We start from the raw sequence: 14,916 nt of genomic DNA, 5'->3' as shown, positions 1-14,916 counted from the left end.
GCGTCAGAGCTTGCCGCCCCGGCCGCCGTCGCGCCGGGCCGGTGCGATGAGGGTCGAGAGATAGGGCAGCGGGGTGTCGTCGAGGTCGGCGGCCGGCCGGATCGACTCCTCCGCGAGGCCCAGCGCCGACCCCCACACCGCGTCGTCGAGCCGCCCGGTCTCCCGCAGTGCCTCGGCGACCTCGGCCGCCTGCCGCCCGAACTTGTAGGCGACGACGGTGCCGGGCCCGGCCAGCGCGTCCTTCAGCACGGCCGAGCCGGCGGTGACGGGCACCAGCGTCAGCGGCTCCGTCCCCTCGGTGAGGACCGCGCCGGAGCGTGCGGCGAGGTCCTGCATGGCGGTGATGCCGGGCACGGTCTCCACGACGGTGCCGGGCGCCAGCTCGCCGATGGTCTGGGCGAGATACGTGAACGTGGAGTACACGTTGGGGTCGCCGATGGTGGCGAAGGCGACGGCCCGGTGCTCCTTCAGCAGCCCCGCGACCCGCTCGCCGGCCGCGTCCCAGGCGGCCTCGCGCCGCGCCCGGTCGGTGCGCTCGTTCAGCGCGAACACGACCCGCACGACCTTCTCCTCGGGCACGTAGTGCAGCACGGTCGCCTCGGCCCGCCCCCGCTCCCCGCTGTCCATGACGGGTACGACGACGACATCGGCCTCGCGCAGCGCGCCCACGCCCTTCACGGTCACCAGCTCCGGATCGCCGGGACCGACCCCGACTCCGATCAACCTGCTGCTCATGACGTCCGGCACCTCTCCACGAACCGACGGGCGACACCGGGCTCGGCGGCCCAGTGCGTGTGCAGATAACTCGCGTGCACGCCCTGCTGTACGAAACCTTCGACCCGGCGCCGAGGAGACCTGACTCCCCAGGCGGGCGCCGCCCCCGAGCCGGGCTCGACGACGGTCCGATGAAACTCGTGCGCCCGCATCCGCGTCCCCGCGACGGCGAGTGAGCTGTCGCCGACGGCCACGGCGTCCCGGTACCCGAGCGTGAGCCGCTCGCTCATCCGCGCGCTCGCGTCGAGCACCCCGCACATGGGCAGCCCGTCCAGTTCACGGCACAGATACAGCAGCCCCGCGCACTCGGCGGCGACGGGAGCGCCGCTCCGCGCGAGCGCGGCGACGGCCTTGCGCAGCGGCTCGTTGGCCGACAGCTCGGCCGCGTACACCTCGGGAAAACCACCCCCGATGACCAACCCGGCCGTCCCGTCGGGAAGTTGCTCGTCCCGCAACGGATCGAAGGCGACGACCTCCGCACCGGCGGCGGTGAGCAGCTCGGCATGCTCGGCATAGGAGAAGGTGAAGGCGGGACCGCCGGCGACGGCGACTCTCACACGCCGCTTCGCGTCCTTCAGCCCGTCCGGGGGTGCCCCCTCTGGGGGAGTTCGAGGACGAGGCCCTTCGGGCCGAAAGCGGGGGTGCGGGGGCGCAGCCCCCGGGGTCGGGGCGGGAAGGGGCGGCGGGGGCGCTGCATCCATCAGCGGCTCCGCCGCGGGAGCCAGTACCTCAGCCGCGTCCCAAGCCGCACACGACAAGGCGCCCGCACTCCGCGCCAGCCCCAGCAACCCCTCCAGATCGCACCCCGCCTCGACCTGCGCCCCCATCGCCGCCACGGCCTCCACCGCGGCAGCGTGCCGTTCCGCGACCGGCACCAGCCCCAGATGCCGCGACGGCGTGTCCACCCGGGCCGCCCGCCGCAGCACGCCCAGCACCGGCACCCCCGCCGAGTCCAGGGCGTCCCGCAGCAGTTCCTCGTGCCGGTCCGACGCGACCTTGTTGAGGATCACGCCCCCGACCCGCACCTGCGGATCCCAGGACGCGAACCCGTGCACCAGCGCCGCCACGGACCGAGACTGCGACGAGGCGTCCACGACGAGCACGACCGGCGCCCGCAGCAGTTTCGCCACATGGGCCGTGGACGCCAGCTCGCCCTCCCCGGCGGCCCCGTCGTACAGCCCCATCACACCCTCGACGACGGCGATGTCACACCCGCGCGCCCCGTGCAGGAACAACGGCCCGACCAGCTCCGGCCCGCACAGGTACGCGTCGAGATTCCGCCCCACCCGCCCGCTCGCGAGCGTGTGGTACCCGGGGTCGATGTAGTCCGGTCCGACCTTGTGCGGGGACACGTCGAGCCCCCGCGCGGCGAACGCGGCCATCAACCCCGTGGCGACGGTGGTCTTGCCGCTGCCGGAGGAAGGCGCGGCGATGACCAGCCGAGGGACGGAGGACATCACCACTCGATGCCTCTCTGGCCCTTCTGGCCCGCGTCCATGGGGTGCTTGACCTTGGACATGTCGGTCACCAGATCGGCGAACCCGACCAGCTTCTCGGGTGCGTTCCGCCCCGTGATCACGACATGCTGGGTCCCCGGCCGGTTGCGCAGCACGTCGACCACCTCGTCGGTGTCGACCCAGCCCCAGTGCATCGGGTACGCGAACTCGTCCAGCACGTACAGCCTGTAAGTCTCGGCGGCCAGGTCCCGCTTGACCTGCTCCCAGCCCTCCCGGGCCTTCTCCTCGTTGTCCATCTGGGCGTCCCGCTGGACCCAGGACCAGCCCTCGCCCATCTTGTGCCAGTCGACGGAGCCGCCCTCACCGGATGCGCCGAGCACCCGCAGCGCGTTCTCCTCGCCGACCTTCCACTTGGCGGACTTGACGAACTGGAACACCCCGATCGGCCACCCCTGGTTCCAGGCGCGCAGCGCGAGCCCGAACGCGGCGGTCGACTTGCCCTTCCCGATGCCGGTGTGCACGACCACCAGCGGCCGATTACGCCGCTGACGCGTCGTCAGACCGTCGTCCGGAACCACACTCGGCTGTCCCTGCGGCATTACGCGGCCCTCCTCTTCGACCCACCCTGAACATCCCTGACCAGCCCCGCGATCGAGTCCGCCCGCAACTCGTCCAGCGTCACCGCCGTACCGCCCAGCTCACCCGCGAGCTGCCCCGCGAGCCCCAGCCGCACCGGCCCCGACTCGCAGTCCACGACGACGGAGGCGACCCCGTCGGCCGCGAACAGCCGGGCCGCCCGTCCCGCGAGCGCCACCGGATCCGGCCCGCCCGTGGCCCGCCCGTCGGTCACCAGCACCACCAGCGCCCGCCGGGCCGGATCCCGCAGCCGCTCGACCCGCAGCACCTCGTGCGCCTTCAGCAGCCCCGCCGTGAGCGGGGTCCGCCCACCGGTCGGCAGGGACTCCAGCCGGGCCGCGGCGGCGTCCACGGACGAGGTCGGCGGCAGCGCCACATCGGCGGCCGACCCCCGGAACGTCACCAGGCCCACCTTGTCCCGCCGCTGATAGGCGTCCAGCAGCAGCGACAGCACCGCGCCCTTGACCGCGCCCATCCGCTGCCGCGCGGCCATCGATCCCGAGGCGTCCACCACGAACAGCACGAGGTTCCCCTCGCGCCCCTCCCGCACGGCCTGCCGCAGATCGTCCCGGCGCACCACGAGACCGCGCCCCGACCGGCCCCGGGCCCGCTGATGCGGGGCCGCCGCCTGCACGGTGGCCGCCAGATGCAGCTTGGTCAGCGCGCCCCGGGGCCGCCGGGCCCCCGTGGTCCGCCCGTGCTCGGTCCGGGCCCGCGAACGCCGCCCGGCGGCACCGCCCTCACCGACACCCGGCACGCTCAGCGCCTTCGTCCGGAACGGCTCAAAAGCCCGTACGGGAGTCTGCTCCCCGGCCCCGGAGCCCTGCGGCTCCCCGTCCTCACCGGCCTCGGGACGCGCGGCCGTGTCACCGCCGCGGGGGCCGTCGTCGGACCGCGGCGGCTGCCCCCCGCCCCCGCCGGGACCGTCCGGGCCCGGATCCGGGTCCTCGTCCTCGTCCTCGGAACCCCCGAACTCCTCCAGTGTCTCGTCGAGCTTGTCCTCGTCCAGGCCGGGCGCGTCGAAGGGGTTGCGGCGCCTGCGGTGCGGCAGCGCGAGCAGCGCCGCCTGCCGGACGTCCTCGGCGAGCACATCGGTCCGTCCGGCCCAGGCGGCCAGAGCGGTGGCCGTACGGGCCATCACGATGTCGGCCCGCATGCCGTCCACCTCGAACGCGGCACAGGTCGCCGCGATCTGCCGGAGCGCCCCGTCACCCAGCCGCACCGACGGCAGCAACTCCCGTGCGGCGACGATGCGTTGGCGTACGGCACGCTCCTCGTCGGCCCACCGGGCGGCGAAGGCGCCCGGGTCGTCGTCGTAGGCGAGCCGCCGCCGTACGACCTCCACCCGCTGGTCGGGCTCCCGCGAGGCGGCGACCTCGACGGTCAGCCCGAACCGGTCGAGCAACTGCGGCCGCAGCTCGCCCTCTTCGGGGTTCATGGTCCCGACGAGAAGGAAACGGGCGGCGTGCCGGACCGAGACACCCTCGCGTTCGACGTACGACGCGCCCATCGCCGCCGCGTCAAGGAGCAGGTCGACCAGGTGGTCGTGGAGGAGGTTGACCTCGTCGACGTACAGGATCCCGCGGTGGGCGTCGGCGAGGAGGCCCGGCTCGAAGGCCTTCACGCCCTCGGCGAGCGCGCGCTCGATGTCCAGCGCGCCGACCAGCCGGTCCTCGGAGGCGCCGACCGGCAGTTCGACCATGCGGGCGGGGCGTCGTGTGCCCACGCCCGTCTCCTCGTGCGGTCCGTCCGGGCACGCGGGGTCCGGGGCGCCGGGGGCGCAGGAGAAGCGGCAGCCGGGGACCACCGGGACCTCGGGCATCAGCGCCGACAGCGCCCGTACGGCCGTCGACTTGGCGGTGCCCTTCTCGCCGCGCACCAGCACGCCGCCGACCGCCGGCGAGACGGCGTTCAGCAGCAGCGCGAGGCGCAGGTCGTCCTGGCCGACAACGGCCGTAAAGGGGAAGGGGGTGGTCACTTCTCGTCGCCCTCCAAGTCGCCTTCCAGCTCCAGGTACGTGGCGCGCAGCCGCTCCAGCGTGTCGGCGTCCGGCTCGGCCCACAGTCCGCGGTCGGCGGCCTCCAGGAGCCGCTCGGTGATGCCGCGCAGCGCCCACGGGTTGGACTTCTTCATGAAGTCCCGGTTCTCGGCGTCGAAGACGTACTCCGCGCTGAGCTTCTCGTACATCCAGTCGTCGACCACGCCCGCGGTGGCGTCGTAGCCGAACAGGTAGTCCACGGTCGCCGCCATCTCGAAGGCGCCCTTGTAGCCGTGCCGGCGCATGGCCGCCATCCAGCGCGGGTTGACGACACGGGCGCGGAACACGCGGTGCGTCTCCTCGCCGAGGGTGCGCGTCCGCACCTGGTCGGGAGTGGCGCTGTCGCCCACGTACGCCTCGGGGTTGGCGCCCGTCAGGTGCCGCACCATGGCGACCATGCCGCCGTGGTACTGGAAGTAGTCGTCGGCGTCCACGAGGTCGTGCTCACGGGTGTCGACGTTCTTCGCGGCGACGTTGATCCGCTTGAACGCGGTCTCCATGTCGCCGCGCGCCGCCCGCCCGTCGAGCCCGCGCCCGTAGGCGTAGCCGCCCCAGACGGCGTACACCTCGGCGAGGTCCGCGTCCGAGCGCCAGTTGCGGGCGTCGATCAGCGGCAGCAGACCGGCGCCGTACGCGCCCGGCTTCGAGCCGAAGACACGGGCCGTGGCCCTGCGCCGGTCGCCGTGCTCGGCGGTGTCCTCGTCGGCGTGCGCCTTCACGAAGTTCCGCTCGGCGGGCTCGTCCAGTTCGGCGACCTTGCGCACGGCGTCGTCGATCAGGCCGACGACGTGCGGGAACGCGTCCCGGAAGAAGCCGGAGATGCGGACCGTGACGTCGATGCGAGGCCGCCCCAGCTCGCCGAGGCCGATGATCTCGAAGCCGGTCACCCGGCGCGAGGCGTCGTCCCACACCGGGCGGCAGCCCAGCAGCGCCAGGATCTCGGCGATGTCGTCGCCCTGGGTGCGCATGGCCGAGGTGCCCCAGACCGTCAGGCCGACGGACCTCGGGTACTCACCCGTGTCCTGGAGGTACCGCTGCACCAGCGAGTCGGCGAGCGACTGCCCGACCTCCCAGCTCAGCCTGGACGGGATGGCCTTGGGGTCGACGGAGTAGAAGTTCCGGCCCGTCGGCAGGACGTTGACCAGACCGCGCGTCGGCGAACCGGACGGGCCCGCCGGGACGTAACCGCCGTCGAGCGCCTTGAGGATGTGGCCGATCTCGTCCGTGGTCCGGGCGAGCCGCGGCACGACCTCGGTGCAGGCGAACTCCAGCACGGCGACGGCCTCGGGGAGCTCGGTGCCGAGGACGTCACGGACGAGACCGGGGGCCTCCGACACCTTCCAGCCGTTGGATTCCATGCCCTCCGCGACCCGCCGGCACAGCTGCTCCAGCAGGTCGATCGCGTCGGCGGCCGTACGGGACGGGCCCTCGACGAGGTCGCTCAGCTCGACCGGGACCTTCACCGGAGCGCCCGGCTCGGCGAGCAGCTCCTTCTCCAGCAGACCGAAGTGCTCGGCCAGCGACGCCCGCAGGCCCGGCAGCGCGTTCGCCTGCCCGCCCCACACCTGCGAGGCACGCAGCACCGCGAGGACCAGGTTCACACGCGGTTCGCCGACCGGGCCGCCGCCCAGGATGTGCAGGCCGTCGCGGATCTGCACGTCCTTGATCTCGCACAGATAGCCGTCGATGTGCATGACGAACTCGTCGAAGTCGTCGTCGCCCGGCTGCTCGTCGACATGCAGGTCGTGGTGCAGCTCGGCCGCCTTGACCAGCGTCCAGATCTGGGCCCTGACCGCCGGGGCCTTCGTCGGGTCCAGGTCGGAGACGAGCGCGTACTCGTCGAGCAGCTGCTCCAGCTTGGCCAGGTCGCCGTAGGTGTCCGCACGGGCCATCGGCGGCACCAGGTGGTCGACGACGGTGGCGTGACCGCGGCGCTTGGCCTGGGTGCCCTCGCCGGGGTCGTTGACGATGAACGGGTAGATCAGCGGCAGGTCCCCGAGGACGGCGTCCGGGGCGCAGCCGCCGCTCAGCCCGAGCCCCTTGCCCGGCAGCCACTCCATCGTGCCGTGCTTGCCCATGTGCACGATCGCGTCGGCGCCGAAGCCCCCTTCCGCTGGCGCAGCCTCCAGCCAGCGGTACGCCGCCATGTAGTGGTGCGACGGCGGCATGTCCGGGTCGTGGTAGATCGCGATCGGGTTCTCGCCGAAGCCGCGCGGCGGCTGGATCATCACGACGACGTTCCCGAACCGGAGGGAGGCCAGCACGATGTCGTCCCCGTCGACGTACAGCGAGCCCGGCGGCTCGCCCCACGCCTCGGTCATGGCGTCCCGCAGCTCCGCATCGAGCTTGTCGAACCAAGCCTGATAGTCGGCGAGCGGCACGCGCGCGGGCGCCGACGCCAGCTGGTCCTCGGTCAGCCACTCGACATCGTGCCCGCCCGCCTCGATGAGCCGGTGGATCAGCTCGTCGCCGTTGTCCGGGTACTCGGTCACGCCGTACCCGGCCTGCTTGAGCGCGTCCAGGACCCGCACGGCGGAGGCGGGCGTGTCCAGGCCGACCGCGTTGCCGACGCGCGAGTGCTTGGTCGGGTAGGCGGTGAAGACCAGGGCGAGCTTCTTGCCGGCGTTCGGCTTGTGCCGCAGCCGGGCGTGCCGTACGGCGATCCCGGCGACGCGCCCGGCCCGCTCCGGGTCGGCCACGTACACGGGCACGTCGTCGGGGCCCTGCTCCTTGAAGGAGAACGGGACGGTGATCAGACGGCCGTCGAACTCCGGGATCGCGACCTGCATCGCGGCGTCCATGGGGGTCAGGGCGGCGTCGGACTCGTCCCAGGCGCTCTTGGACGACGTCAGGCACAGCCCCTGCAGCACGGGGACGTTCAGCTCGGCCAGCCTGCCGATGTCCCACGCCTCCTCGTCGCCGCCCGCCGAAGCCTGCGAGGCGTGCGTGCCGCCCGCCGCGAGGACGGTGGCGACCAGGGCGTCGGCCCGGCCCAGGATCTCGTACAGCTCCGGGTCCGCGCCGCGCAGCGAACCGCAGTACACGGGAAGCGCGTTGGCGCCCCGCGCCTCGATCGCGTCGCACAGGGTGTCGACGAACGCGGTGTTGCCGCTGAGCTCATGGGCCCGGTAGAAGAGCACGCCGACGGTCGGACGGCCTTCCTGGAGCGTACGGTCGCCGTGGACGCCGTACTCCGGCATCTTCTGCGGCTCGACGAACCCCTCGCCCGTCAGCAGCACGGTGTCGGAGAGGAACCGGGCGAGCTCGGTGAGGTTGGCGGGGCCGCCCTCGACGAGGTACTTCAGCGCCTCGGCGACCACACCGGCCGGGACGGACGACTCCGCCATCAGCTCCGCGTCCGGCACGGCCTCGCCGCCCAGCAGCACGGTCGGCACGCCCGACGCCTTCAGCTTCGCGAGCCCGTCCTCCCAGGCCCGCTTGCCGCCCAGCAGCCGGACGACGGCGAGGTCCGCGCCGTCGAGCAGCGCGGGCAGCTCGGTCTCGACGTCCACGCGCGTCGGGTTGCCGATCCGGTAGTCGGCACCGGAGGCGGCGCGGGCCGCCAGCAGATCCGTGTCGGCGGTCGACAACAACAACACTGTGCTCATGCGGGCGCTCCCGGTGGAATGAAAGGCAGTCCTTGCGGCGCGCCGGACTCGATGAGCCGCCACAGCGCGTCCGTGTCCGCGTGCTGTTCGATGAGATCGCCGAGCCGGTCGAGCTGCTCCTCGCGCAGCGCGGCGAACGAGGTGTCGGGCGCCGGCACGAACCGGCGGCCCGCGGCGGCCGCCACCTCGCGCAGGAACGCCCGCCGGAAACCGTCCGACTCCAGCGAGCCGTGCCAGTGGGTGCCCCAGGTCCGGCCGACCCGGCAGCCGTCGAGGAAGGCTTCGCCTCCCGTGACGTCGGCGACGCCGTGATGGATCTCGTAGCCGTCGACGCGCTCCCCGAGCGCCTCGCCGACGGGCCGGGTCAGGGTCTTCTCCCGGGCGAACCGCACCCGTACGGGCAGTACCCCGAGTCCCTCGACCTGTCCGCGCCGGCTCTCGACGTCGTCCTCGATGTGTTCGCCGAGGAGCTGGAAACCGCCGCAGATGCCGAGGATCGGCCGCCCCTCGGCCGCCCTGCGGACCAGGGCCCGCGCGAGCCCGCGCTCCCGCAGCCACTCCAGGGCGCGGACGGTGCCCCGGGTGCCGGGGACCACCACCAGGTCCGCGTCGGCCAGTTCCTCCGGCCGGTCCACGAACCGCACGACGACGCCCGGTTCGGCGGCGAGGGCGTCGATGTCGGTGAAGTTGGACATCAGCGGCACGGCACAGACGGCGACGCGCAGCACGTCCTCACCGACGGGGGAGGAGACCTCGGACTCCCGTACGGCGCCCCGCAGGGAGATTCTCAGCCCGTCCTCCTCGTCGATGCCGAGGCCGTGCCGGAAGGGCAGGACGCCGTAGGTCCGCCGCCCGGTGAGGTCGTGCAGCATGTCGAGGCCGGGTTCGAGGAGCGAGACGTCGCCGCGGAACTTGTTGACCAGGAAGCCGGCGATCAGTTCCTGGTCCTCGCGGGACAGCAGCGCGACGGTCCCGAAGAAGGAGGCGAAGACGCCGCCGCGGTCGATGTCGCCGACGACGAGCACCGGAAGCCCGGCATTGCGGGCGATGCCCATGTTGACGATGTCGGTCCGCCGCAGATTGATCTCGGCCGGAGAGCCGGCCCCCTCACAGATCACCGCGTCATACGTGCCCCGCAACTCGGCGAGGCACTCCAGCACCGTCCCGAGCAACTGCTGCTGCCGCCCGCCGTGGTAGCCCCGCGCGCTCAGCTCACCCACCGGCCTGCCCAGCAGCACGACCTGACTGCTCTGCTCACCGCCGGGCTTGAGCAGCACGGGGTTCATCAGCGCGGTCGGCTCGACACGGCACGCCTGGGCCTGCATGGCCTGCGCCCGCCCGATCTCGGCGCCCTCGCGCGTCACGAACGAGTTCAGGGACATGTTCTGCGCCTTGAACGGCGCGACCTTCACCCCCTGCCGCACCAGCCACCGGCAGATCCCCGCGGTGACGACGCTCTTGCCGGCGTCCGAGGTGGTGCCGGCGACAAGAAGGCCACCGCCCGTCATGACGTACGTCCCTTCGCGATGCGGCGCGCGGCGACACAGACGCCCAGCGCCAGCCAACTGACGCGCTTCGACAGCCGTACGGCCCGTTCGACGTCGTGGATGCCCACGGCCCGTCCCGTCCCGTTGAGCACCGGACGGTGCTCGACCCGGCCGCCGTAGGAGAGGGTCCCGCCCAGCCGCACCCCGAGGGCTCCCGCGAACGAGGCCTCGACGGGCCCGGCGTTGGGGCTGGGGTGCGCGGCGGCGTCGGCACGCCAGGCCCGCACCGCACCCCGGGGATCGTCGCCGGCGAGGGTGGCGAGTACGGCCGTCAGCCGCGCCCCCGGCCAGCCGGCCACGTCGTCGAGGCGGGCCGAAGCCCAGCCGTAGCGCAGGTACTTGGGCGACCGGTGCCCGACCATCGCGTCGAGCGTGTTCACGGCCCGGAAGCCGAGCAGTCCGGGCACCCCGCCGACGGCCCCCCACACCAGGGCGCCCACGACCGCGTCGGAGGTGTTCTCGGCGACGGACTCCACGACCGCCCGCGCGATCCCGTCCGCGTCCAGCGCCTGCGGATCCCGTCCGCACAGATGAGGCAGCCGTGCCCGGGCGCCCTCGACATCCCCCGCCTCCAGGGCCCGCCCGACCGCGCGGGCCTCCCGGGCGAGCGAGGTGCCCCCGACGACCGCCCAGGTGGCGGCGCCGGTCAGCGCGAGGGAGGCGGCCGGGGAGGTACGGACGACACGGGCGGCGACGGCACCCACGGCCATGGCGCCACCGGCGCACACGGCGGTGTGCAGGGCACCGCGTGCGCGGTCGTCGCGCCACAAGACCCGTTCCACGGCGGCCGCGGCCCGTCCGAACGCGGCGACCGGATGCCCCCGGCGGGGGTCGCCGAGCAGCAGGTCACCGAGGAGCCCGGCGGCGGCGCCGTACGCGAAGACGCGATCGGCTCGCATCGGGGTCAGCCGACCGTGCGGCCGGACGAGGTTGTGCTACTGCATGTCGATCGGCAGGCGAGCATCGCGTTGTGTCCTCACTCAGGGTGTCCGCGCCCTGGTTCGAAGAGACCGACGGCGAGAGTTCCTGGCTCCCGGGGATTGCTACCCCGGTGACAGTGGCGGGACCGCGCCGGATTCTCACCGGCTTCCTCTTCTGCCGTCGTACTTGGCCCCGGAAGTCCACCACGGGGTTCCGAGGGGCGTCAACTTGCCGTTGACCTGCGACGGGAGAGTGTGCGAAGGCCCACACAGCGGCGAGGTGCGGGACGGTCGTCCGCCCCCCACCTCGGGTGTTTCGCGTGTTGTGGGTCAGGCCACGAAGGGCCTGTGGGTCACGCCACGATCAGATAGATCCCGTAGCCCACGGCGGCCGCGCAGGCCGCGAAGCAGGCGTAGGCGCCGGTGACCGCGAGCGCGGCCGAGTCGCCCTGGGCCACGGCCCGTTCGCGGCGTGAGAGGCCCGCGACACCGAGGGTGAACAGGCCCACGAGGGCCACCGTGACCACGAGGCTGACGCCGAAGACGGAGCCGAGTGCCGCCCAGTCGATCTTCATGCTTCTACTTTCTGGATAGCCGGATTACGGGGCGGTCAGACGGTGGCCTGCGAGGACGCCGGCTCGGAGGACGCGGGCTCGGAGGACGAGGGGGCCGGGATCGTGGCCGAGAGGTCCTCGGCCGGCGTGCCCGCCGGGGGCGGGGTGACGGCGGCGATGGCGGTGGTGACCACGCCGGGCGCCTCGTCGGAGTCGTTGACGTTGGTGTGGTCGACGACCTCGCGGCGGGAGATCTTCCAGATCGCGGCGCTGGAGGCGACCAGGAAGACGGCGACCACGGCCGTGCCCCAGGTGCCGAAGCCCGTCACGTACTCCGCGAGCGCGGCGACCAGGGCGGCGGCCGGCAGGGTCAGGCCCCAGGCGACGAACATCCGGGTGGCCGTCGACCAGCGGACGACGCCGCCCTTGCGGCCGAGGCCGGCGCCCATCACCGAGCCGGAGACGGAGTGCGTGGTGGAGAGGGAGAAGCCGAGGTGGGAGGAGGCCAGGATGACGGTGGCCGCGCTGGTCTGGGCGGCGAAGCCCTGCTGCGGCTGAAGGTCGGTCAGGCCCTTGCCCATGGTGCGGATGATGCGCCAGCCGCCGAGGTAGGTGCCGAGCGCGATGGCCAGGCCGGCGGAGAGGATGACCCACATGGGCGGGTCCGAGTCGGGGGCGACGACGCCGCCGGCGACCAGGGCGAGGGTGATGATGCCCATCGTCTTCTGCGCGTCGTTGGTGCCGTGCGCCAGGGAGACCAGGCCGGCGGAGGCTATCTGGCCGGTCCGGTAGCCCTTGGCGGCGGCCTCGCCGTCGGCCTTCTTGCCGAGGCGGTAGGTCAGGCGGGTGCCCAGCAGCGCGGCGATGCCCGCGACCAGCGGGGCGGCGATCGCCGGGATCAGCACCTTGGTGAGGAGCGCGTCGCCGTGGACCGCGCCGATGCCGGCCGAGGCGATGGTGGCGCCGATCAGACCGCCCATCAGGGCGTGCGAGGAACTGGAGGGCAGGCCCACCAGCCAGGTGAGCAGGTTCCAGAGGATCGCGCCGACCAACGCGGCGAAGATGACCTCGGGACGGATGCCGGTCTCGTCGACGAGACCTTTGGAGATCGTGTTGGCGACCTCCACGGAGAGGAAGGCGCCGACAAGGTTCAGCACGGCGGACATGGCCACCGCCACCTTGGGCTTGAGCGCACCGGTCGAGATGGTGGTGGCCATCGCGTTGGCGGTGTCGTGGAAACCGTTCGTGAAATCGAACGCGAGTGCGGTTACCACCACAATCGCGAGGATCAGCGAGAAGTTTTCCATTTACCCAGGCAATCGTTCGAGGTCATTGGCCGGACGAACGTAGGTAACCTGGGTGAACGAAAGGTGAACTGGGGTGGGCCGCACGGTGTCCGAGAGGGCTGGATGAGGCAACCTCGGACCGGCCGGTCGCCGCGCGGCCCGGACGCTGCGGGGCTAGTGGCCCCGGGCGAACTTCCTCAGCTGGGTCATGGACCCGTTGAAGAGATTTTGATCACCCGGCAGGCTGCCGCTGTTGTCGTACTGCCAGAAGGTCCAGAACTGCCATCCGGCCGGCATCGAGCCGGCCGTCGAGGAGTTGTAGCGGGCTATCCACAGAGCGTGGTTCGAGGCGAAGGCGCGGCTGGTGCCGGTGCAGGTGTTCCACCAGTGGGTCGTGGTGTAGATCACCGGGCGACGGCCGGTCAGCCGCTTCACCTCGTTGCTGAAGGACTGGATCCAGCCGACCATCTTCGCCTTGCTCAGTCCGTAGCACTTCTGCCTGCCGTACGGGTTGTACTCGATGTCCAGGGCGGGCGGCAGGGTCCAGCCGTCCGACCGCCAGGCGCCGCCGTTGCGTACGAAGAACGCGGCCTGGGTCCTGCCCGAGGACTTGTTCGGCAGTGCGAAATGGTACGCGCCGCGGACCAGGCCGGTGTTGCGCGAGCCGTTGTACTGCTGGCCGAAGTAGGGGTTGCGGTAGGTGTGGGACTCGGTCGCCTTGACGTAGACGAATCTCGCGCCCTTCGCCTTGGAGCCCTGCCAGTCGACGTTCTTCTGGTGGGACGAGACGTCGTGGCCCTTGGGCTTGCTCGCGGCCGCCGCCGGGATCTCGGCGAGGGCGGTTCCGCTGAGGGTGAGGGCCGCCACGGATATCGCTATGAGGCGGGAGCGGTGGCGGGGGCGGCGGCGGGGCGGTTCGTGGTGGGACGGTTCGTGGCGGGGCGGTTCGTGGCGGGGCGGTTCGCGGTGGGACGGTTCGCGGTGGGACGGTTCGTGGCGGGGCAGTTCGAGGTGGGACGGTTTGTGATCACGGGCCATATTTCCCCCCGGAATGGCGACGTGTGCGACAAATCTCCCCGAGGTTACTGGAAGATCGTTGAACGCTGATCGATCTCAGGCCAAGGCGGGGGCGAGGGTGGTGTTCCCCTCTGTGCGCCCTGCCGGAGGCCGGGCTTCCCCCTTAAAGTGCGCCGCCCCGGCGGCGACTTGACGCCGTGTCGACGTGGTGGCTGGCAGGATCGCCGCATGGTTGAGGAGCGGCGGGACCAGCGGGGCGGGCGGGGGGCGCGGGACGCGCGGGAGGATGCCCAGGACGTGGGGGAGGCGTGGGGCAGGAGTGCGCGCCCTGAGGAGGTGGAGGCCTGGGAGGCCCTCGTGGCGACGGCGCGGCGGACCGTCTCGGAGGGGCTCGTCGTGGGCACGTCCGGCAATGTCTCGGTGCGGGTCGGGGACACGGTGCTGGTCACGCCGTCGGGGGTGCCGTACGACCGGCTGTCGCCGGACGATGTGACGGGGGTCGATCTGGCCGGGGACCGGGTGCTCGGATCGCTCGTGCCGACGAGTGAGCTGCCGATGCACCTGGCGATCTACCGCGCGACGGACGCCGGTGCCGTCGTCCACACCCACGCGGTCCATGCGACGGCGGTCTCGACGCTGGTGCCGGAGCTGCCACTGATCCACTACATGGCCGCGGCGCTCGGGGGGCCGGTCCGGGTCGCCCCATATGCGACGTACGGCACGCCGGAGTTGGCCGAGAACATGCTCCGTGCGCTCACCGACCGCACCGCCTGTCTCCTCCAGAACCACGGCACGATCGCGTACGGCACGAACCTGGACCAGGCGTACGACCGCACGGCCCAGCTGGAGTGGATGTGCCGCGTCTGGCTGACGGCGTCGTCCGTCCCGGGGCTCACCCCGACGCTGCTGTCGGAGGGGCAGGTGGCGGAGGTGGGGGAGCGGTTGCGGGGGTATGGGCAGCGGTGATGCCTGCGGCGGCCTGTGCCGGGTGGTGGGGGTGCGCGTAGCGCCTGCGGTTCGGTGGGTGGGTCGGGGCCGTGCCGGGGGGTGTCCGTCCTCGGTCGGGCGGTTGCCCGGCA

General features: G+C 72.6%; 11 protein-coding genes and 1 riboswitch. Of the genes, 1 reads left to right on the top strand and 10 read right to left on the bottom strand.

Annotated features, from left to right (window positions below; translation table 11 throughout):
• Window positions 1–3: 3 nt before the first annotated feature.
• From cobI to AC3ETA_RS33360, 10 genes are all read right to left on the bottom strand, one after another.
• Window positions 4–735, bottom strand: coding sequence for a precorrin-2 C(20)-methyltransferase (gene cobI / locus AC3ETA_RS33405; protein WP_432196636.1), 732 nt, complete (start codon window positions 733–735; stop codon window positions 4–6).
• Complete coding sequence (locus AC3ETA_RS33400; RefSeq protein ID WP_432196635.1) at window positions 732–2,231, bottom strand: cobyrinic acid a,c-diamide synthase CobB; 1,500 nt, start codon at window positions 2,229–2,231, stop codon at window positions 732–734. Before AC3ETA_RS33400 ends, cobI begins: the two co-directional genes overlap by 4 nt.
• Complete coding sequence (gene cobO, locus AC3ETA_RS33395) at window positions 2,231–2,830, bottom strand: cob(I)yrinic acid a,c-diamide adenosyltransferase (RefSeq protein ID WP_133910341.1); 600 nt, start codon at window positions 2,828–2,830, stop codon at window positions 2,231–2,233. The genes AC3ETA_RS33400 and cobO overlap by 1 nt, the downstream gene beginning before the upstream one ends.
• Entirely contained in the window at window positions 2,830–4,845 is a 2,016-nt protein-coding gene (locus AC3ETA_RS33390; protein WP_432196634.1) for a putative cobaltochelatase, read from the bottom strand. Before AC3ETA_RS33390 ends, cobO begins: the two co-directional genes overlap by 1 nt.
• Window positions 4,842–8,513 (bottom strand): cobaltochelatase subunit CobN, encoded by a 3,672-nt coding sequence (cobN, locus tag AC3ETA_RS33385; RefSeq protein ID WP_432196633.1) that lies wholly within the window; start codon window positions 8,511–8,513, stop codon window positions 4,842–4,844. Before cobN ends, AC3ETA_RS33390 begins: the two co-directional genes overlap by 4 nt.
• Window positions 8,510–10,021, bottom strand: coding sequence for a cobyric acid synthase (locus tag AC3ETA_RS33380; protein WP_432196632.1), 1,512 nt, complete (start codon window positions 10,019–10,021; stop codon window positions 8,510–8,512). Before AC3ETA_RS33380 ends, cobN begins: the two co-directional genes overlap by 4 nt.
• The gene (locus tag AC3ETA_RS33375; RefSeq protein WP_432196631.1) at window positions 10,018–10,959 is read right to left on the bottom strand and encodes a cobalamin biosynthesis protein; all 942 of its coding nucleotides are present in this window, start codon (window positions 10,957–10,959) and stop codon (window positions 10,018–10,020) included. Before AC3ETA_RS33375 ends, AC3ETA_RS33380 begins: the two co-directional genes overlap by 4 nt.
• A 99-nt stretch (window positions 10,960–11,058) precedes the next feature.
• Window positions 11,059–11,204, bottom strand: a riboswitch (cobalamin riboswitch).
• 129 nt (window positions 11,205–11,333) lie between these two features.
• The gene (locus AC3ETA_RS33370; protein WP_432196630.1) at window positions 11,334–11,555 is read right to left on the bottom strand and encodes a hypothetical protein; all 222 of its coding nucleotides are present in this window, start codon (window positions 11,553–11,555) and stop codon (window positions 11,334–11,336) included.
• 35 nt (window positions 11,556–11,590) lie between these two features.
• Window positions 11,591–12,841 carry an inorganic phosphate transporter gene (locus AC3ETA_RS33365; RefSeq protein WP_432196629.1) on the bottom strand — a complete coding sequence of 417 codons (1,251 nt, stop codon included), beginning with the start codon at window positions 12,839–12,841 and terminating at the stop codon, window positions 11,591–11,593.
• Between the two features lie 153 nt (window positions 12,842–12,994).
• Window positions 12,995–13,687, bottom strand: a complete 693-nt coding sequence (locus tag AC3ETA_RS33360; protein WP_432196701.1) for a lysozyme — start codon at window positions 13,685–13,687, stop codon at window positions 12,995–12,997.
• 378 nt (window positions 13,688–14,065) lie between these two features.
• On the opposite strand from AC3ETA_RS33360, the gene AC3ETA_RS33355 reads away from it, so the two are divergent.
• A complete protein-coding gene (locus tag AC3ETA_RS33355; RefSeq protein WP_432196628.1) occupies window positions 14,066–14,803 on the top strand; it encodes a class II aldolase/adducin family protein in 738 nt (245 codons plus the stop codon).
• Window positions 14,804–14,916 lie beyond the last annotated feature (113 nt).

The sequence above is a fragment of the Streptomyces sp. bgisy027 genome (assembly GCF_057710365.1).
The sequence above is the reverse complement of the archived record's forward strand: the minus strand, read 5'-3'. Positions and strand labels throughout refer to the sequence as shown.

Excerpts from the sequence above, each read along its gene's own strand:
- cobI (WP_432196636.1), bottom strand. The coding sequence starts at position 735 with ATGAGCAGCAGGTTGATCGGAGTCGGGGTCGGTCCCGGCGATCCGGAG.
- AC3ETA_RS33400 (WP_432196635.1), bottom strand. The coding sequence starts at position 2,231 with ATGTCCTCCGTCCCTCGGCTGGTCATCGCCGCGCCTTCCTCCGGCAGC.
- cobO (WP_133910341.1), bottom strand. The coding sequence starts at position 2,830 with ATGCCGCAGGGACAGCCGAGTGTGGTTCCGGACGACGGTCTGACGACG.
- cobN (WP_432196633.1), bottom strand. The coding sequence starts at position 8,513 with ATGAGCACAGTGTTGTTGTTGTCGACCGCCGACACGGATCTGCTGGCG.
- AC3ETA_RS33380 (WP_432196632.1), bottom strand. The coding sequence starts at position 10,021 with ATGACGGGCGGTGGCCTTCTTGTCGCCGGCACCACCTCGGACGCCGGC.
- AC3ETA_RS33375 (WP_432196631.1), bottom strand. The coding sequence starts at position 10,959 with ATGCGAGCCGATCGCGTCTTCGCGTACGGCGCCGCCGCCGGGCTCCTC.
- AC3ETA_RS33370 (WP_432196630.1), bottom strand. The coding sequence starts at position 11,555 with ATGAAGATCGACTGGGCGGCACTCGGCTCCGTCTTCGGCGTCAGCCTC.
- AC3ETA_RS33365 (WP_432196629.1), bottom strand. The coding sequence starts at position 12,841 with ATGGAAAACTTCTCGCTGATCCTCGCGATTGTGGTGGTAACCGCACTC.
- AC3ETA_RS33355 (WP_432196628.1), top strand. The coding sequence starts at position 14,066 with ATGGTTGAGGAGCGGCGGGACCAGCGGGGCGGGCGGGGGGCGCGGGAC.